The 18,298-nt window shown below is 64.7% G+C and carries 20 protein-coding genes; 14 read left to right on the plus strand and 6 right to left on the minus strand.

Annotated features, from left to right (window positions below; genetic code table 11):
• Positions 1–7 precede the first annotated feature (7 nt).
• Positions 8–1,867 (minus strand): glutathione-regulated potassium-efflux system protein KefC, encoded by a 1,860-nt coding sequence (gene kefC, locus V8Z74_RS08110; RefSeq protein ID WP_349708826.1) that lies wholly within the window; start codon positions 1,865–1,867, stop codon positions 8–10.
• 187 nt (positions 1,868–2,054) lie between these two features.
• Here kefC and V8Z74_RS08115 point away from each other — a divergent pair, with 187 nt between their 5' ends.
• Both V8Z74_RS08115 and V8Z74_RS08120 read left to right on the plus strand, forming a co-directional pair.
• Positions 2,055–2,687 (plus strand): LysE family transporter, encoded by a 633-nt coding sequence (locus tag V8Z74_RS08115; RefSeq protein WP_066477671.1) that lies wholly within the window; start codon positions 2,055–2,057, stop codon positions 2,685–2,687.
• 191 nt (positions 2,688–2,878) lie between these two features.
• Positions 2,879–3,343 (plus strand): MaoC family dehydratase, encoded by a 465-nt coding sequence (locus tag V8Z74_RS08120; protein WP_349708827.1) that lies wholly within the window; start codon positions 2,879–2,881, stop codon positions 3,341–3,343.
• Between the two features lie 80 nt (positions 3,344–3,423).
• On the opposite strand, the gene V8Z74_RS08125 is transcribed toward V8Z74_RS08120, so the two are convergent.
• From V8Z74_RS08125 to V8Z74_RS08135, 3 genes are all read right to left on the minus strand, one after another.
• Positions 3,424–3,732 carry a DUF4148 domain-containing protein gene (locus V8Z74_RS08125; RefSeq protein ID WP_066477679.1) on the minus strand — a complete coding sequence of 103 codons (309 nt, stop codon included), beginning with the start codon at positions 3,730–3,732 and terminating at the stop codon, positions 3,424–3,426.
• A gap of 164 nt (positions 3,733–3,896) precedes the next feature.
• Positions 3,897–4,391 (minus strand): tRNA (uridine(34)/cytosine(34)/5-carboxymethylaminomethyluridine(34)-2'-O)-methyltransferase TrmL, encoded by a 495-nt coding sequence (gene trmL, locus V8Z74_RS08130; protein WP_066477682.1) that lies wholly within the window; start codon positions 4,389–4,391, stop codon positions 3,897–3,899.
• A gap of 83 nt (positions 4,392–4,474) precedes the next feature.
• Entirely contained in the window at positions 4,475–4,957 is a 483-nt protein-coding gene (locus V8Z74_RS08135) for a ComF family protein (protein WP_349708828.1), read from the minus strand.
• A 343-nt stretch (positions 4,958–5,300) separates the two neighbouring features.
• On the opposite strand from V8Z74_RS08135, the gene V8Z74_RS08140 reads away from it, so the two are divergent.
• The 7 genes from V8Z74_RS08140 to V8Z74_RS08170 all read left to right on the plus strand — a co-directional run bounded on the left by V8Z74_RS08140 (position 5,301) and on the right by V8Z74_RS08170 (position 11,807).
• Positions 5,301–6,209, plus strand: a complete 909-nt coding sequence (locus V8Z74_RS08140) for a class I SAM-dependent methyltransferase (RefSeq protein ID WP_349708972.1) — start codon at positions 5,301–5,303, stop codon at positions 6,207–6,209.
• A 644-nt stretch (positions 6,210–6,853) separates the two neighbouring features.
• Entirely contained in the window at positions 6,854–8,053 is a 1,200-nt protein-coding gene (gene coxB / locus V8Z74_RS08145) for a cytochrome c oxidase subunit II (RefSeq protein ID WP_349708829.1), read from the plus strand.
• 35 nt (positions 8,054–8,088) lie between these two features.
• Positions 8,089–9,732 carry a cytochrome c oxidase subunit I gene (gene ctaD, locus V8Z74_RS08150; RefSeq protein ID WP_066477693.1) on the plus strand — a complete coding sequence of 548 codons (1,644 nt, stop codon included), beginning with the start codon at positions 8,089–8,091 and terminating at the stop codon, positions 9,730–9,732.
• Between the two features lie 21 nt (positions 9,733–9,753).
• Positions 9,754–9,861 (plus strand): cytochrome oxidase small assembly protein, encoded by a 108-nt coding sequence (locus V8Z74_RS08155; protein WP_217997578.1) that lies wholly within the window; start codon positions 9,754–9,756, stop codon positions 9,859–9,861.
• A 104-nt stretch (positions 9,862–9,965) separates the two neighbouring features.
• Positions 9,966–10,580, plus strand: a complete 615-nt coding sequence (locus V8Z74_RS08160) for a cytochrome c oxidase assembly protein (protein ID WP_349708974.1) — start codon at positions 9,966–9,968, stop codon at positions 10,578–10,580.
• Positions 10,577–10,816 carry a DUF2970 domain-containing protein gene (locus V8Z74_RS08165; protein ID WP_349708830.1) on the plus strand — a complete coding sequence of 80 codons (240 nt, stop codon included), beginning with the start codon at positions 10,577–10,579 and terminating at the stop codon, positions 10,814–10,816. Before V8Z74_RS08160 ends, V8Z74_RS08165 begins: the two co-directional genes overlap by 4 nt.
• Positions 10,817–10,925: 109 nt before the next feature.
• Positions 10,926–11,807: a cytochrome c oxidase subunit 3 gene (locus V8Z74_RS08170; protein ID WP_066477698.1), complete on the plus strand. Its 882-nt coding sequence runs from the start codon at positions 10,926–10,928 to the stop codon at positions 11,805–11,807.
• Between the two features lie 148 nt (positions 11,808–11,955).
• Here V8Z74_RS08170 and V8Z74_RS08175 read toward each other — a convergent pair whose 3' ends face one another.
• On the minus strand, positions 11,956–12,186 hold the full coding sequence (locus V8Z74_RS08175; protein WP_349708831.1) for a twin transmembrane helix small protein: 231 nt from the start codon (positions 12,184–12,186) through the stop codon (positions 11,956–11,958).
• Positions 12,187–12,230: 44 nt separating this feature from the next.
• Between V8Z74_RS08175 and V8Z74_RS08180 the strand changes: the two genes are divergently transcribed.
• The 5 genes from V8Z74_RS08180 (at position 12,231) to V8Z74_RS08200 (ending at position 17,348) form a co-directional block, all read left to right on the plus strand.
• Positions 12,231–13,043: an SURF1 family protein gene (locus V8Z74_RS08180; RefSeq protein ID WP_349708976.1), complete on the plus strand. Its 813-nt coding sequence runs from the start codon at positions 12,231–12,233 to the stop codon at positions 13,041–13,043.
• Entirely contained in the window at positions 12,982–13,743 is a 762-nt protein-coding gene (locus tag V8Z74_RS08185) for an SCO family protein (protein ID WP_349708832.1), read from the plus strand. Before V8Z74_RS08180 ends, V8Z74_RS08185 begins: the two co-directional genes overlap by 62 nt.
• 40 nt (positions 13,744–13,783) lie before the next feature.
• Positions 13,784–14,743 carry a heme o synthase gene (gene cyoE, locus V8Z74_RS08190; RefSeq protein WP_502879486.1) on the plus strand — a complete coding sequence of 320 codons (960 nt, stop codon included), beginning with the start codon at positions 13,784–13,786 and terminating at the stop codon, positions 14,741–14,743.
• Positions 14,744–14,749: 6 nt separating this feature from the next.
• Complete coding sequence (locus tag V8Z74_RS08195) at positions 14,750–15,355, plus strand: SCO family protein (RefSeq protein ID WP_349708833.1); 606 nt, start codon at positions 14,750–14,752, stop codon at positions 15,353–15,355.
• 340 nt (positions 15,356–15,695) lie between these two features.
• Positions 15,696–17,348: a putative bifunctional diguanylate cyclase/phosphodiesterase gene (locus V8Z74_RS08200; protein WP_349708834.1), complete on the plus strand. Its 1,653-nt coding sequence runs from the start codon at positions 15,696–15,698 to the stop codon at positions 17,346–17,348.
• Between the two features lies 1 nt (position 17,349).
• On the opposite strand, the gene V8Z74_RS08205 is transcribed toward V8Z74_RS08200, so the two are convergent.
• Positions 17,350–18,294, minus strand: coding sequence for a DUF6999 family protein (locus V8Z74_RS08205; RefSeq protein WP_066477706.1), 945 nt, complete (start codon positions 18,292–18,294; stop codon positions 17,350–17,352).
• Between the last annotated feature and the right edge of the window lie 4 nt (positions 18,295–18,298).

Consider the following 18,298-nt stretch of genomic DNA (forward strand, 5'->3'; position numbering starts at 1 on the left):
CAGCGTATCACGGCTGCCCGGCCTGCGAGGGACTGTGGTCTTGCCGCCGTTCGGCCAGTGCTTGGGCGCGCTCGTTGGCCATCTGCTCCACCAGCTGCTGGCGGCCCTGCTTGGCCACGGCGATGAGCTGGGTCTGGTCCTTGTAGTGCGGGTACATGCGCTCGGCCAGCTCATGGTTGTGCTGCCTGAAGCGTGCCGTGATGCGCTGCGCCTCTTCGGGGCTTTCGCCGACCAGCTCCAGCACGGATTGCGCGGAAACCAGGCTGGATTCGAAGACCTCGCGCTCGGCGTGCTGGACCTTCAGGTCGCGCAGCCGGAACCAGTGGTTGAGGTCCCGTGCGCGCGCCACGATCTGGAGGTCGGGAAAATGCTTGCGCGCCTGGGTCGCGATCTTCATGGACTGCTCGGGCGAGTCTACGGCGATCACCAGCACCCGGGCCTGCGCGGCGCCGGCGATGCGCAGCAGGTCCATGCGCGTGGCATCGCCGTAGAACACGCGGTAGCCGAAGGTGCGGGCCACCTCCAGCATTTCCACGCTGTGGTCGAGGATGGTGGGTGTCATGCCCTGGGAAAGCAGCACGCGGGCCACGATCTGCCCGTAGCGGCCGAAGCCGGCAATGATGATGGGGGATTCCTGCGGCTCCGAGATTTCCTCGGCCCGGGGCAGGTCGTCGCAATCCTTGATGGCCGCGAAGCGGCGCAGCAGCAGCCTGTCCAGCGCCACCAGCAGCAGCGGGCCCAGCAGCATGGACAGGGCCACGGCGGCCACCAGCATGGACGATACGTTGTGGCGGAAGACCTTGTATTGCGCAGCCGTCTGGAACACGACAAAGGCGAATTCGCCGCCCTGGGCCAGCATGAGCGTGAAGACCGGCCGCTCGCGCCAGGGCAGCTTCATGACCCTGGCCAGCCCGTAGATCATGACGGCCTTGAGCGCCACGAAGCCCAGCACCATGGCTGCCATGACCCAGGGGCTTTGCAGGATGACGCCGAAATCGATGCTCATGCCCACGGCCATGAAGAACAGGCCCAGCAACAGCCCCTTGAACGGCTCGATATTGGTTTCCAGCTCGCTGCGGTACTCGCTGTCGGCCAGCAGCACGCCGGCCAGAAAAGCACCCAGGGCCATGGACAGGCCGACCTGTGTCATCAGCATCGCGATGCCGACCACCAGCAGCAGCGAAGTGGCGGTGAAGATCTCCGGCGTCCTGCTGCGCGCGATCCAGCGCAGCAGCGGCTGCAGCAGCAGGCGGCCGCCGATGATGACGGCCGCGATCGTGCCCACGGTCTTGGCCACCTGCAGCCAGATATGGCTGTCGGCATGAGCGGCGTGGGCGGCCTTGTAGGCACCCAGGATGGGAATCAGCGCCAGGATGGGAATGGCCGCCACGTCCTGGAACAGCAAAATGGAGAAGGCCGCCTGGCCGCTGGGCGTGCGCAGCAGGTTGCGCTCGGACATGATCTGCAGGCAGACGGCCGTCGAGGACAGGGCCAGCCCCAGGCCGGCAATCAGGCTGACGCGCCAGGAAAAACCGAAGCCCCAGGCAGCGGCGAACAGAATGCCGGTGCAGGCCAGCATCTGGGCCATGCCCCAGCCGAAGATGGGCCGGCGCAGCTCCCACAGGCGCTTGGGCTGCAGCTCCAGCCCGATCACGAACAGCATGAGCACCACGCCGAATTCGGCGAAGTGCAGAATGTCCTCCACATTGCTCACCATCCGCAGGCCCCACGGTCCCATGGCAATACCGGCCCCCAGGTAGCCGATGATGGCGCCCAGGCCAAGTGCGCGGGCCAGGGGCACGGCCAGTACGGCGGCGGTGAGATAGATGAAGCCGTATGTGAGCCAGATGGGCGCGCTGTGTTCCATGGAATTCGGTGTTAACCCTGAGTTGCCGACAATTGTGGCACCCTGCAATGGCCGCCGGCCTTGCGGAATATGAAAAAGCGGCCGTTCAAAGCCTGCTGCCGATGGGTCTGTCGCTCGGGCGCATGCAGCAATGCCGGACAACTTCTAAGATGTCGTCCTCGGCTTTGCAGGCATTTTGGGGCTTTTCATGGATTGGCATACGTGGCTCGCGTTTTTTGTGGCTTCCTGGATCATTGCGGTGTCCCCGGGTTCGGGGGCCGTGCTCTCCATGAGCCATGGGCTGTCCTATGGCGTGCGCAAGACCAGCGCCACGATCTTGGGGTTGCAGCTGGGACTGCTGCTGATCCTGCTGATTGCCGGCGCGGGCGTAGGCTCGCTGCTCATGGCTTCGGAATGGGCCTTCAATGCCGTCAAGATCGCGGGCGCCTGCTACCTCATCTATCTGGGCATCAGCCAGTGGCGGGCCGGCGGCTCGTCCCTGATCGCCCAGGAAGTGGTTCCCGAGATCAGCTTCAGGCGGCGCGTGCTCACGGGTTTCCTGACCAATGCCACCAATCCCAAGGGCATCATCTTCATGGTGGCCGTGCTGCCGCAGTTCATGACCAGCAGCCGCCCGCTGGCGCCCCAGTTGGCCATTCTGGCCGTCACCATGCTGGCCGTGGACACGACCGTCATGCACGGCTATGCGGCGGGCGCCAGCGCCTTGCGCGGCCTCATGCGCAGCGCACGCGCCATGCGCAACCAGAACCGCGTCTTCGGCAGCCTGCTGATGGCCGTCGGCTCCGGCCTGTTCTTCGTGCAGCGCGCCGCGTCGTCTTGATTTCCCCTGAGCGGCGCCGCCGCTTTCCCATGAGGGAGGCGACATCTTCGCTGCGGGGCGGCCCTTGCTCGATGTCCTTGAGTTGAGTCGTGCCTTCATGGCCCGCAAGCGATGCGCGGGTTGTGGGTATAGGGATCGTGTTGTCGCATGGCAGACAAAGCCGGCGCGCAGGCGCCCCTACATTGGGGGGCATGAAAACCTTCCATTCCTACTCAGAAGTGCTGTCCTGCATCGGGCAGGAAGTCGCGGTCAGCGACTGGATCACCATCACGCAGGCGCAGGTCCAGCTGTTTGCAGATGCCACCGGCGATCAGCAATGGATTCACACCGATCCCGAGCGCGCAGCCAAGGGGCCGTTCGGCGCACCCATCGCTCACGGCTTTCTCACGCTTTCGCTGCTGCCGCAGTTATTTGCCCGCAGCTTTGCGATCGAGGGCTCGCGCATGGGCGTGAACTATGGCCTCAATCGCGTGCGCTTTACCTCGCCGGTGCCCGTCGGCAGCCGCTTGCGCGCCCGCATGACGCTGCAGGCCGCCGAGCGCGTGGAACCCGACGGCCTGCAGATGACCTGGCTGGTGACAGTGGAGCGCGAGGGCAGCGACAAGCCCGTATGTGTGGCCGAATCCCTGGCCCGCAACTACGGCGCTGCCGCCTGAGCCGCCTGGCGAACGAATCCATTCAAAAAGCCCCGAGTCTTGCAACCTAGGGCTTTCCTGCCTGATGAAGGCGGACGGGCTTAGCCGCCGAAGTTGTCCAGTTGGCCGGCCTGGTTGGCTGCAACCGCTTCCTGGCGCACCTGCTCGCGGGAAACGGTGGACCGGGTGCCGGGCGCCTGGGAGAAGTGATAGCCTTCCTCGATGGCGCGGAATTCGCCGCTGGCCTGGGCGGCCTTGAGTTCGGCCAGCACCTGGGCGCGTGTCAGCGTGGAGTGGCTTTGCTCCTGGGGAGGGTAGTGGCCATCGGCGAAATCGAGGCCTGCGGCCTGGGCGGCAACGGCGGACATTGCAATAGCAGCAACAATGGCAAAACGGCTGGCGTTTTTCATGGTTCTTCCTTTTATCGCAGGGCTCGTTGTTCCTTGCGGATATCGCTGGATGGCGCGAGCCCATGACCGGTAATTTAGGACGAAGCGATATGGGGAAAAACCCCTGAAACAGCAACTTATCGTTCCAGAAACGGCAACAATCGGCCTGCGGGCCGGCCACAAGCCTAAGGCGCAGGAGTCGGCTCTGCAAGCGCTGCGCCGGGAAAGCCGAGCTGGCGCCAGGCCTCGAAGACCGTCACGGCCACGGCGTTGGAAAGATTGAGGCTGCGTTGCGAGGCCCGCATGGGCAGCCGCAGGCGCTGCGCATCCGGAAACTGGGCCCGGATTTCCTGCGGCAGTCCCTTGCTTTCGGAACCGAACACCAGCCAGTCGCCGTCCTGGAATGCGATGGCATGTGCGGGGCTGCTGCTGTGGGTCGTCATGGCGAACATGCGCTCGCGCCGGGGCTGGCAGCTGGCCAGGAATGCCTCCCAGCTGGCATGGCGAGCCACGGCGGCATATTCGTGATAGTCCAGGCCCGCGCGGCGCATATGCCGGTCTTCCATGGAAAAGCCCAGGGGCTCAATCAAATGCAGGCTGCAGCCCGTGTTGGCCGCCAGGCGGATGACATTGCCCGTATTCGGCGGAATCTCGGGAGCGACAAGAACGATATGGAACATGGCCGGTATTGTGCAGTTGCGGGAGCCATGGCGTGGCTCGGCCGGGAAGTTCCAGACTGGCGCGGCGTGATGCCATCTCCTTTTCAGGGCGTGCGGCAGAGCACCAGCGCCGAGACGCCGGCGGCGCCCGACTGCAGTAGGCAGCCTGCGAGCGCATCGAGCGTGGCGCCCGTGGTCATGACGTCGTCCAGCAAGGCAATGTGCCGGCCTCGGATGCGGCTGCTGAAATCCGGAGCAACGGCAAAGGCCTTCTGCAGATGGCGCAGGCGCTGGGCGCGGCCCAGCTCATGCTGGGACTGCAGTGTGTGCCGGCGTTCCACCGCCCGGTGCCAGACGGGAATGGGTGGATGCAGGGCGCGGGCCAGCAGCAGCGTATGGTTAAAGCCGCGCTCGCGCAGGCGCTGGTCCGACGTGGGTACAGGCAGCAGCAGATCGCTGCCGTCCAACACCTGTTCCACCTGGGGGTGGCTGGACATGAGCCGGCCCAGACCATGCGCCAGGCCGGTGTCGCCGTGGAATTTGTAGCGCGCAATCACGTTCTGCCACGGATAGGCATAGTCCAGCACTGCAATGCAGTGCTTCAGCCGGGGTGGCTGCTTCAGGCAGGCGCCGCAGACCGCCGCACCTCCTTCCAGATGGCGTGCGCAAAGACTGCACCGCGGGACGGGCTGACTCCACTTGGCAAGGCAATCGGCGCAGAAGCGGGCCGCGGGCCAGCGCCTGCAGATGGCACACTGGCTGGGCAGGGCATCGAGCACTGCATTCCAGGTCCGGCTCCGCCGTGAAAGCCATGTCGCATGAAGGTCGGGCATGGAATCAATATACTCGCGCCGCATCGCCTTCCTCTTTGGTGTGCCAGCTGCCGGCCGCGTCTGTGGCCGTTGGTGCACGCCCCTGTTTCCCTTCGCCATGCCCCATCAACTGCCTCCCACGATCGACCCTGTTGCCGCCCAGCGCTGGCATGCTGCCGCGCCCGCGGAGTCGCCGTGGCTGCATGAAGAGGTGGCCAGGCGCATGCAGGAGCGGCTCGATTGGATCGTCAAGCCGCCGCAGCACTGGTGCCATTGGGAGCCGGTGCGCGGTGGCATGCAGGCCCATGCCCTGCTGCGCGAACGCTATCCGCAGGCCTCCTGTACGGTCTACGAAACCGTGGCTTCGCACCGGGATGTTGCCGAGGAAAGACTGGGCCACCGCTGGTGGCAGCCGGCGCGCTGGAAAAGCGCGGGCGTGCAGATCGCCGAACCCGGGCAGGCGAGTGCGGACATGCTGTGGGCCAACATGCAGCTGCACATGGCAGCCGACCCGCAGGCCCTGATCGAGCGCTGGCACGGCACGCTCAAGGTGGACGGCTATGTCATGTTCTCCTGCCTGGGGCCTGACACCGTGCGCCAGCTGCACCGCCTGTATGCCGAACTGGGCTGGGCGCCGGCCGGCCATGCCTTTACCGACATGCACGACTGGGGCGACATGCTGGTGCATGCGGGCTTTGCCGAGCCGGTGATGGACATGGAGCACATCACGCTGACCTTTGCCACGCCCGAGCGCCTGCTCAAAGAGCTGCGCGAGCTGGGCCGCAATCTGCACCCGGACCGCTTTGCCGGCCTGAGGGGGCGAGGCTGGAAACAGAGTCTGGAGCAGGCCATTGCCGAGCGCTGGAGCGACAGGCAGGCCGACGGGCAGTTCGCGCTGACCTTCGAGATCGTCTATGGCCATGCCTACAAGCCGCAGCCCAAGGTGCGACTGGAATCCAGCAGCTCGGTGTCGCTGCAGGACATGCGGGCCATGTTGCGCCAGCCGCGCAACACGGGTTTGCGATAGCCCAAACGTCGTTTTCCTGTCATTGATTCAACACAAAGCTGCCTACAATTTCCGTTCGGTTCCTAGATAACAGCGTTTCTTGTGGGCCTGTCTCTCCTGCCCGCAAAGACAGCGCCAGCCGGCAGGCTGCAAGGAGAGAAGTCGGGTGTTTCGCTTTGCCATGGAGACTGGCCAGCGGGTGCAGATGCCGCCGGGCCATGTGTTGGGTCATTACCGAAAGTCAGAGAAGCCTTCCGTGCGGCGAGGCGCTGCTTGGCGCGCTTCCAGTTTCTGTTGGCAGGATGGCGGCCGCCGCTTTGGCGCCACTTTCCCGTCGCTGCAGTTGAAGCTGTTTTTCCCCTCCCATTTTTTCCGTGAGTCGCATGCGCCTGCTGCCTGCAGGGGCGGTGCTGCCGGGCCTTGCGCTGCAAGCGAAGTTGGCACTTGCAAAGGCCGGCTCAGGCCGGTTGCCGCTACCGCTCCTGGTGCCCGGCTGCCGGTGTTGCGACCGCAGGTATTAGTGAATGCGCGCAGACAGTGCTATCAAACTTTAAGGCATGCTGCACGCTAGCCTGCAGCTGCGGCAGTCGGCCGCCTGTGTTCGGCGAGGGCGCAGAAGGCTGTGAATGAGTGGACAACCTGAGGCTTAGAGGTAAGTGAAAACGATGAAAAACATTTCCACCAAGCTGATTCCCTGGGGTTTGACATTGGCGATGACGGGATCCTTGGCTCATGCCGTTCAGGATCTGCCTGGCGGGCCGGCGGTCAATCAGCTCAACCTGGCGCCCCCCGTGACGCGCATTGCCGTGGAGCAGCATTTCCTGCACTGGATGATGCTGATCATCTGCACGGTGATTTTTGTGGGCGTCTTTGGCGTGATGTTCTATGCCATCTGGAAGCACCGTAAATCCAAGGGCGCCCAGGCAGCCAATTTCCACGAATCCGTCACGGTGGAGATCGCCTGGACCGTGGTGCCGTTCATCATCGTGGTGCTGATGGCGCTGCCGGCCACCAAGGTGCTGGTGGCGCAGAAGGACACGACCAATGCCGACCTCACGATCAAGGTTACGGGATACCAGTGGAAATGGGGCTATGACTATCTCAACGGAGAGGGCGAGGGCCTGAGCTACGTCTCCACGCTGGACAGCAGCCACCGCGTCCTGTCCGACAGCGGCAACGTGGCAAATGCTCCCGTCGACTACCTGCTCAAGGTGGACAACCCGCTGGTGGTGCCGATGAACAAGAAGGTGCGCGTGATCACCACGGCCAACGACGTGATCCACTCGTTCATGGTGCCGGCCTTCGGCATCAAGCAGGACGCCATTCCGGGCTTTGTGCGCGATACCTGGTTCAAGGCGGAGAAGGCCGGCGACTACTACGGCCAGTGCGCCGAGCTGTGCGGCAAGGAGCATGCCTACATGCCCATCCATGTGAAGGTGCTGTCCGCAGCCGATTACACGGCCTGGGTCGACGGTGAAAAGAAGAAGGCTGCGGCCAAGCAGGACGACCCCAACAAGGTCTGGTCGCTGCAGGACCTCGTGGCCCGCGGCGAGAAGGTCTATGCGGCCAACTGTGCGGCCTGCCACCAGGCCAACGGCAAGGGCGCCGGCCCGATCAAGCCGCTGGACGGCAGTGCTGTCGTGCAGGGCGCGCCTGCCGAGATGATGCATGCCGTACTCGAGGGCCGGGCCAATGGCGCCATGCCTTCGTGGAAGCAGCTGAGCGACACCGACCTGGCGGCCGTGGTGACCTTTGCCAAGAATCACTGGAGCAACAAGACAGGGCAGGTCGTCCAGCCCGCGCAGTTCGTTGCCGCGCGCGGCGGCAAGTTCCCCGAAGGGGGCGGCGCTGCCGCTTCGCAATAAGTGCCTGGAACCGATGATCGACTGGAGTTAAGAATATGAGCGCCGTACATCCTCCCATCCAGACGCCTGCGGATCATGGGCATGCGCACGGGCATGACGACCATCACCATGCGGCGCCCTCGGGCTGGCGTCGCTGGCTGTTCGCGACCAATCACAAGGACATCGGCACGATGTACCTGCTGTTCTCCTTCACCATGCTGATGGTGGGAGGCATACTGGCCATGCTGATCCGCGCCGAGCTGTTCCAGCCCGGCCTGCAGATCGTCAACCCCGAGCTGTTCAACCAGCTGACCACCATGCACGGGCTGATCATGGTGTTCGGCGCCATCATGCCGGCCTTCGTGGGCTTTGCAAACTGGATGCTGCCGCTGCAGATCGGCGCCTCCGACATGGCGTTCGCGCGCATGAACAACTTCAGCTTCTGGCTGCTGATTCCCGCGGGCATCATGCTGGTGGGCTCGTTCTTCATGCCCGGCGGCGCCCCTGCGGCCGGCTGGACGCTGTATGCGCCGCTGACGCTGCAGATGGGCCCCTCGATGGATACCAGCATCTTCGCGATGCACATCATGGGCGCGAGTTCCATCATGGGCGCGATCAACATCATCGTGACCATTCTGAACATGCGTGCTCCCGGCATGACGCTGATGAAGATGCCGCTGTTCGCCTGGACCTGGCTGATCACGGCCTATCTGCTGATCGCGGTGATGCCCGTATTGGCCGGCGCCATCACGATGACGCTGACCGACCGCCACTTCGGCACCAGCTTCTTCAACCCCGCAGGCGGCGGCGATCCGGTGATGTACCAGCACATCTTCTGGTTCTTCGGCCACCCCGAGGTCTACATCATGATCCTGCCGGCCTTCGGCATCGTGAGCCAGATCGTGCCGGCCTTCAGCCGCAAGAAGCTGTTCGGCTACACCTCCATGGTGTACGCGGTGGCGGCGATTGCCATTCTGTCGTTCATCGTGTGGGCGCACCACATGTTCACCACCGGCATGCCGGTCACGGGCCAGCTGTTCTTCATGTACGCGACCATGCTAATCTCGGTGCCGACGGCCGTGAAGGTGTTCAACTGGACGGCCACCATGTGGCGCGGCTCCATGACCTTCGAGACACCCATGCTGTTCGCCGTGGGATTCATCTTCGTGTTCACCATGGGCGGCTTCACGGGCCTGATCCTGTCGATGGCGCCCATCGACATCCAGTTGCAGGACACCTACTACGTGGTGGCGCACTTCCACTACGTGCTGGTGGCCGGCTCGCTGTTTTCCATGTTCGCGGGCTACTACTACTGGTCGCCCAAGTGGATGGGCGTGATGTATTCCGAGACGCGCGGCCGCATCCACTTCTGGGGCTCGCTGATCACCTTCAACATCACCTTCTTCCCGATGCACTTCCTGGGGCTGGCCGGCATGCCGCGCCGCTATGCGGACTACCCCATGCAGTTTGCCGATTTCAACATGATTGCCTCGATCGGAGCCTTCGGCTTCGGCCTGATGCAGGTGTACTTCTTCCTGTTCGTGGTGTGGCCCGCGATGCGCGGCCATGGCGAGAAGGCGCCGCAGAAACCCTGGGAAGCCGCCGAGGGCCTGGAGTGGGAAGTGCCTTCGCCCGCGCCGTTCCATACCTATGTCACGCCGCCCAAGCTCGACGAGAGCGCCACGCGCGTGATCGGCTGAGCAGGATCGGGAGAAGCGCACATGCAGACACCCGAGCAGCGCAAGGCCAATCTGCGGCTGGCACTGATCCTGGCATCCACGGCCGTGGCCTTCATGGTGGGCTTCATGGTCAAGATGGCCTGGATGTAGCAGGGCATGCGCAAAAGGCGCTGCGGTCCCGGATGCCGGGCCTGCAGCTTGGAATTCGGCAGCCGGACCGTGTGTCCGGCGGCCCATGCAGTCAGGAGATGGCGGTGAACGTGCACAAGGAAAACGCGAAAATGGTCGGCAAGCTGCTGTCGGTGGCGCTGGGCATGTTTGCGTTTGGCTATGTGCTGATACCGATCTACAAGCACATCTGCGAGGTAACGGGCATCAACATCCTGTCGCTGTCGGAGCGCGAGGTGCCGGGCGCCGGCGCGGCTGGGCGCAACGTGAAGCTGCCCAGCAACTCGCAGGTCGACACCAGCCGCACCATCACCGTGGAGTTCGACGCCAATGCGCGCGGCCCCTGGCAGTTCAAGCCGGCTGTGCATTCGCTCCAGGTGCATCCGGGCGAAATGGCCACGGTGATGTACGAGTTCCAGAACGTGCAGGATCGCACCATGTCGGCGCAGGCCATTCCCAGCTATGCACCGCGCCAGGCGACGGCCTTCTTCAACAAGATCGAGTGCTTCTGCTTTTCTCAGTACACGCTCCAGCCCGGCGAAAAGCGCGAGTGGCCTGTGGTCTTCGTGATCGATCCGCGGCTGTCCAAGGATGTCAGGACCATCACCCTGTCGTACACGTTTTTCGAAGTCGGCGGCAAGACGCCTGCCGTGCCGCAGGGCACGGCCCAGGTGCGCAATGCTGAAGCGGAGGCATCATGAACGGCCAGGTGCCCGGACCCGAGGACGATGCAGGCAGGCAGCCGGCCAGGCCGCCCGGCCAGAGCCTGCTGCGCACCCTGCTGGCCGTGGCCTGGGCCATCCTGGGCGTGCGCAAGGGCTCGGAATATGCAAAGGATTTTGCGCACATCACGCCGCTGCACGTGATCATCGTGGGGCTGGTGGCGATCGTGGGCTTGGTATTGGCGTTGATATTGCTGGTGCAACTGGTGGTTTAGCCTGCGGGCATGCGGCAAGAGAATCGGTTTGGGCAGTTGAATGTGAAGGGTGCGGTTCTTTAACAGGCCGCGGTGAATAACAACGATCTACAGTCTCAGGAGCTGAGCGATGAGTGCATCCCCCCAGGGCGCAACCCCTTATTACTATGTACCCGCTGAATCCAGTCACCCCGTCATGGCGGCGATTGGCCTGTTCTTTGTCATCCTGGGTGCCGGCACTTGGATCAATGGCTACGAGTGGGGCATGTATTCCCTGTTCGCAGGCCTGGTCTGGTGGCTGGCGGTCCTCTTCGTCTGGTTCCGGGATGCGGCGCGCGAGAGCGAGGCCGGGCTCAACAGCCACAAGATCGACCTGTCCTACCGCTGGAGCATGAGCTGGTTCATCTTCTCGGAGGTCATGTTCTTCGGCGCCTTCTTCACGGCCCTGTGGTGGGCGCGCGCGCACTCCGTGCCTGCGCTGGGCAGTCTGGCCAACGAGGTGCTGTGGCCCAATTTCCAGGCTGTCTGGCCCAGCGTGAGCGCGGGTGCCACGGCATCGCCGGCCGATATCGTGGAGCCGTTCAAGACGGTGGGCCCGTTCTGGCTGCCCACGATCAACACGGCCTTGCTGCTGTCCTCCGGCGTGACGCTGACCATTGCCCACCATGCGCTGCAGGCCAACCACCGTGCGCGCTGCATTGCCTTCATGTGGGTGACGGTGGTGCTGGGCTTTGTCTTCCTGTGCGTGCAGGGCTATGAGTACCACCACCTCTATACCGAATACAACCTCAAGCTGTCCTCGGGCGTCTACGGTTCGACCTTCTTCATGCTCACGGGCTTTCACGGCTTCCACGTGCTGGTGGGCATGCTGATGCTGTTTTTCATCACCCTGCGCCTGATGCGCGGCGACTTCACGGACAAGCACCATTTCGGTTTCGAAGGCGCGGCCTGGTACTGGCACTTCGTGGACGTGGTCTGGCTGTTCCTGTACGTGCTGGTCTATTGGATGTGAGTTGCTCGCGGCGGCCCGGTTGCTGCAAAAATGGAAGTGCCTTGCGCTTGCTGGTCAATGCTTTCAGTGCTTCATCGGCCTGAAGACATTGACTGGATGGCGCAAGGTGCTTTGTTTTTGGTAGCAGGAGATAGCGTTGCCGGCAGGCCTATTGCTGCGGGCTCCAGCCTGTGGGATGCAGATAGCCGAGCTTGGCGGCCACCAGGATGCAGAGGAACAGCACGATGGAAATCCCCACGCGCAGGGCCAGCGAGCGGAGCATGGCCCGGCTGCGCTGCTGGTCGTCACGCTGATCGCCGCCCTTGCGCATCATGAAGAACAGCGCGCTGCCCAGGCTTGCAAGAATGGCCAGCAAGGCGAGGATGATCAGGAATTTCATGGACGGATTATCTGGTGCAAACATCACGAACGCGAGCATCGCGCATCCCGCGGGCATGGCGATGGGCCCTGATCACCCTGGCGGCTGTGGCAGTGGCCGCGGTCACGGCTTCGCTGGGCTTCTGGCAGCTGGACCGTGCTGCGCAGAAACAGCGGCTGTTCGATGCCATTGCCAAGCAGCAGGCGCTGGCGCCCTGGCACAACGCCGATGTGGCTGCGCAGGTGCCGGCGGCAGGGCAAGCGCTTTCCGACCCGGCCAGCCAGGCACTGCTGCACCGGCCGGTGCAGCTGCAGGGCCGGTGGCTGGCCGATGAAACCCTGTACCTGGACAACCGGCAGATGCAGGGCAGGGTGGGCTTTTATGTGCTCACGCCGCTGCAGCTGGCGCCGCCGCACGAGGGAAAAGTGATCGTCGTGCAGCGCGGCTGGGCACCACGCAACTTCCTGGACCGCACGGCCTTGCCGCCGGTGCAGACGCCCGAAGGCCTGGTGAGCCTGCAGGGGCGGCTGGAAGCGCCGCCCTCGAGGCTCATGGAGCTGGAGCCCGGCGCAGCGGCCAGTGCAGACCCTGATGGGCAACAGTCGCGTATCCGACAAAATGCCGATATCGCGGCCTGGGCCCGGCAGAGCCGGCTGCCGCTGCTGAGCCTGACGGTGCTGCAGACCGGTGCAGCCGGCGAAGGCGCGGCCGGCGAAGGCTTGCAGCGCGACTGGCCCGCGATCAATGCCGGGGTGGAAAAACACTACGGCTATGCGTTTCAATGGTTCGGGCTTTGTGTCCTGGTGGTATTGCTGTATGTCTGGTTCCAACTCGTCCGACCTCGTCTCCCCGTCCGCCGCCGCAGCGCCGCGCAGTGAACGGCATCCGGCGCCGCCGGCCGATGAAATGCTGGGGTTGACCGTGCACAGCCTGCCCAGCCCAGAGCAGGGCCTTGCCCGGCACCAGCGCCGCGGGCGCTGGAAGATGCTGGCGGTGCTGGCCGTCTGCGCGGCTCCCGTGGTGGCTTCCTATTTCACCTATTACGTGATCCGGCCCACGCAGCAGCGCAGCTTCGGCGAGCTGATGGCCGAGCAGGCCGCGCTGCCCGCTGTGCAGGCCACGACCCTGGACGGAAGAACGGTCGCGCTGGACACGCTCAAAGGCCAGTGGCTGCTGGTCAGTGCAGGCAGCGGCCGTTGCGCGCAGCAGTGTGAAAACAATCTCTATCTGCAGCGGCAGCTGCGCGAATCGCTGGGCAAGGACAAGGAGCGGCTGGACTGGGTCTGGCTCATTGAGGACGAGCAGCCTGTGGATGCCAGATTGCTGCCTGCACTGGCCCAGGCCACGGTGCTGAGAATGCCGCCTGGGGTCGTCGCGCAATGGCTCAAGCCCGCGGCCGGCCATGCGCTGCAGGAGCATCTGTATGTGGTGGATCCACTGGGCCACTGGATGATGCGCTTTCCCGCCGATCTGGACAAAGCCAGCGCAGGCAAGGCCAGGCGCGATCTGGAGCGGCTGCTGCGCGCCTCGTCTTCCTGGGACGAGGCAGGCAGAGGCAGCCCGTCCGCCGGACGCTGAACAGCCACCGTGGCGAGGCCATGCGACAAGGAGGATCTCTATGAATGCCCGGGTCACTGCGCAGGCCGAAGCTTCGGCCCAGCCCTTGCGGTCCGCCGATGCGGCAGCGCCTGAAGGCGCGGCAACCCTGTCCTCGCGCTGGGCGCAATACCATGCGCTGACCAAGCCGCGCGTGGTGCAGCTCATCGTCTTCTGCGCCTTGATCGGCATGGTGCTGGCCACGCCGGGCGTGCCCACGCTGGCGCAGCTGGGGCACATGGCGGTGGCTTGCGCCGGCATCTGGCTGGTGGCCGCAGCGGCTGCGGCCTTCAACTGCCTGGTGGAGAGAAGCATCGACGCGCGCATGAAGCGCACGGCCTGGCGCCCCACGGCCCGCGGCGAGCTCACGCACCGCCAGGCGCTGCTGTTTTCCGCGCTGCTGTGCGCGGCCGGGGCGTCCATTTTGCTGCTGGCCGTCAATGCCCTGACGCTGTGGCTGACGCTGGGTACCTTCATCGGCTATGCCGTCGTCTATACGCTGGTGCTCAAGCCGCTGACGCCGCAGAACATCGTGATCGGCGGCGCCTCGGGCGCCATGCCGCCGGTGCTGGGCTGGGCCGCGATGACCGGGCAGGTCGGCCACGAGGCCCTGCTGCTATTCCTCATCATCTTCCTGTGGACGCCGCCGCATTTCTGGGCGCTGGCCCTGTACCGCGTGGAGGACTACCGACGCGCCGGCCTGCCGATGCTGCCCGTCACGCACGGCAATGCCTTCACGCGGCTGCAGGTATTCCTCTACACGGTGGTGCTGCTTGCCGCCACGCTGCTGCCCTATGTGGTGGGCATGTGCGGCCTGTTCTATCTCTTGGCCGCAGTGGTCCTGGGGTTGGGCTTTTGCGGTTATGGTTGGGCCTTGTTGCGCAGCTATTCGGATGCGCTGGCGCGAAAGACATTTCGCTTTTCCCTGATCCACCTGAGCCTGCTGTTCGCAGCCTTGCTGGTGGACCACTACCTAGCCTGAGAGACCATGGACAAACGAGGCGTGCTGCGCGCACTGGGCGCGGCAACACTGGCCGGCACGGCCGCGCTGGCATTGACTGCCTGCAACAAGAACGACAAGCCCCGATTCCAGGGCGTGGATGTGACGGGCGCCGAATACGCCAGGGACATTCCGCTGGCCGACGTGAACGGCCAGCGCCGCAGCCTCAAGGATTTCTCGGGCAAGGTGGTGGCCGTGTTCTTCGGCTATACGCAGTGTCCCGATGTCTGCCCCACCACGCTGCAGGAGCTGGTGGAGGTCAAGCAGCAGCTGGGTCCGCAGGGCGACAGGCTGCAGGCCGTCTTTGTCTCGCTGGACCCCGAGCGCGACACGCCAGCGGTGCTCAAGGCCTATCTGGCCAATTTCGACGACAGCTTCGTGGGTCTGCATGGCACGCCCGAGGAGATTGCCGCCGTGGCCAAGGATTTCAAGATCTTCTTCAAGAAGGTGCCTGGCAAGACCGAAGGTACCTATACGCTGGACCATTCGGCCGGGACCTATCTGTACGATCCCCAGGGCCGCCTGCGCGTGTACGAGCGCTATGGCGCTGGGCCGCAGGTGCTGGCCCAGGATGTGAAGGCGCTGCTCGGCTGAGCGGGCTCCGCCCCATCGCTGCGGATGGTGGAAACCCCCGGTTACATATTGTCCTTTGACATAGCGCAACCGGGTTGCCCCGCGCGCTGCGCATAGTGGGCGGCTTAACTCACTCGGCACGAGGGCTGCCCGCTTCCTGGAGCCGCCGCAGCAAGACCTTGATGCGGCAGAGGAGCCGCAAGCAGGAATGCCGGTGGGGATGCTGGGAGCACGCATGGCAGACTGCCCTTTTTCCTCAATCACGCCGCCTGCAGCGACGGCGCAGTCCGAAGAACGTACGCGGCAGGCGCAAGCCTGTGCTGCCGGGCCTCGCGCTCCGGCCGGCGTTGGCCTTTGGCGGTTGAACCCACGCGAGCGGGACGCCCTGGATGCCGCGCCGGACGGCATTTTGCTGGTCGGGCACGATGGCTGCATCGTCGCCGTCAACGCTGCCATGCTGGCGATTTCCGGCTATCAGCGCAGCGAGCTGGAGGGGCGGGGGCTGGAAATCTTGCTGCCGCCGGATACGCGCGCCGCGCATGGCCACTATCTGCGCAGCTATTTCGCCCAGCCGTCACGCCGTCCCATGGGCCTGGGCGGAGTGCTATGGCTGCAGCGCAAGCAAGGCGGCGCGATTCCGGTGGACATTGCCCTGGGGCATTTCGGCGCCGAGCACGAGGGCGTGGCAGTGGCCTTTGTGCGTGACGTGACCGAACTGCACCAGATGCAGCAGCGGCTCAAGTACCAGGCCACGCGCGACACGCTCACGGGCTTGAACAACCGCTGGCAGTTCGGCCAGGAGCTGCTGGAGCAGATCAAGATCGCCCAGGCCAATGGCGACATGCTGGCCCTGCTGCAACTGGATCTGGACAATTTCAAGGCCATCAACGACGGCTACGGTCATGAGGCGGGCGACCAGCTGCTGCGGGAGGTGGCACGGCGCCTGAAGGCGCAGCTGCGCAGCGAAGGAATTCTGGCGCGCCTGGGGGGCGATGAATTCGTGGTGCTGCTCATGGGCGAAGGTGCGGCCCGCGCCAGGTTCTGGAGCGAACAGATCCTCGCGGCGCTGGCCATGCCTTTCAAGCATGACGGCCTGGCGCTGGACTTCGGTGCCAGCATCGGTATTGCGCTATACCCCGACAACGCGCAGGCCGGCGACGACCTGATGCGCTTTGCCGATATGGCCATGTACAGCGCCAAGGCGCAGGGCCGTGGCAATGCCGTGTTCTTCGAGTCCTCCATGGGCCAGGAGATGGCCGAACGGGTTCTGCTGGCCGAGCGCTTGCGCATGGCGCTCGGCTATGGCGGTCTGCAGCTGCACTATCAGCCCCAGGTGGACGTGAAAACGGCCAGGGTCGTGGGCGTTGAGGCCCTGCTGCGCTGGAGCGACCCGGTACTGGGCAATGTGAGCCCGGGGCGCTTCATCGCCGTGGCCGAGGCTTCGGGCCAGATTGTCGCCCTGGGCAACTATGTGCTCGATGCCGCCTGCAGGCAGATTGCCGCATGGTTCCAGGCCGGTACGCCGCTGCGCGTGGCGGTGAATCTTTCCGCCCATCAGCTGCGCCAGGTGAATCTGGTCGAGCAGGTCAGGAGCTGCCTGCAGCAGCACGAGGTGCCGCCGCAGTGGCTGGAGCTGGAAGTGACGGAGTCCCAGGCCATGATCGACCCGGACCAGGGCCGGCAGGTGCTGGCCGATCTGGCCGCACTGGGGGTGACGATTGCCCTGGACGATTTCGGCACCGGCCATTCGTCACTGGCCTATCTGCAATACCTGCCGCTGCAGCGCGTCAAGCTGGGGCGCGAGTTCCTGCTGCCCTCGCCGAGCCGCGACCGGCTGGTGGAGGGCATCGTGCACATGGTCCATGCGCTGGACCTGGACGTGGTCGCCGAGGGCGTGGAGCAGCCCGATCAGCTGCAGCTGCTGCGTGACGTCGATTGCGAATGCTTCCAGGGCTGGCTGCACTCGCGGGCCATGTCCGCCGACCAGATACAGGCCTGGCTGGTGGCGGCTTGAATCAGGCCCCGGCCGTGGGCGCGCAAGCGCTGTCGGCCATCTCGGCTGCCTGGCGCATTCTGGCCAGTTCGCGCGCGGGCAGCGGAATCTGGCCGCTGCCCATGCGCATCAGCAGGCAGTGCAGCATTTCGGTGGACAGGCCGTGCAGCACCAGGCGATGGCCGGCCCGCAGCGTGGACAGCGGCACCAGCGGATGCTTGTTGTTGAGCATCACCAGATGCTCGGGCGAGGCCAGGATCTTGGCGCAGTAGATGGCCACGGTTTCGTCGAGCTGCAGCGAGTTGCTGGCGCGCCAGAAATCGTTGTCCGTCAGCAGCAGCTGGTAGACCGGGGTGTAGATCTCGATGGCGCTTTGCAGGTCCAGCCGGTTGAGCCTGCCGCGCGGCATGTCCTCTAGCTTCAGCTCCGGTTCGCGCACCATGGAAAAGTCGGGCTCGGGCACGGGCCGCAGTTCCTCGCCTGCGGCGCGCAGGGCCTTGTTGAGGCGGATCACGAAATTGAAGAGATTGAGGTCGTGCTTGAGGAACAGCTCGTCCTTGATGTCGTCCACGCTGGTCGGCTCGAGCGGCGTGGTCTGGACCGGAGTGGGCGCGTTGGCCGCCACGAAGGAGAGCACCTGCGAGCCCAGGTGGAAATGCCGCATGATGAGCCAGTTGGCCTCGGGCGAGACAAAGGTATTCATGCTGAAGGCCAGCAGCCGGTGCAGCAGCCTGGAATGGGCCCAGCGGCGTGGCAGAAAGACCTTGAGCACCTGGATGAGGATGATGCTGGTGCGCGCCAGCGGCCGCAGGAACGGCAGCAGGTACTGGCGCGAGCCGCTGCTGCAGTCGCGCAGCCAGGCGGCCTTCACCGCGTCGGGCAGCGGCGTGCTCTGGTCCAGGTACAGGGCCAGCCAGGGACTGGGGTCGCGCTCGTCCCAGGGCTGCGCGGAGAAATCCTCTTTCATGTCT

The sequence above is a fragment of the Comamonas sp. w2-DMI genome, assembly GCF_040187735.1.
Classification (GTDB): domain Bacteria; phylum Pseudomonadota; class Gammaproteobacteria; order Burkholderiales; family Burkholderiaceae_C; genus Comamonas; species Comamonas terrae.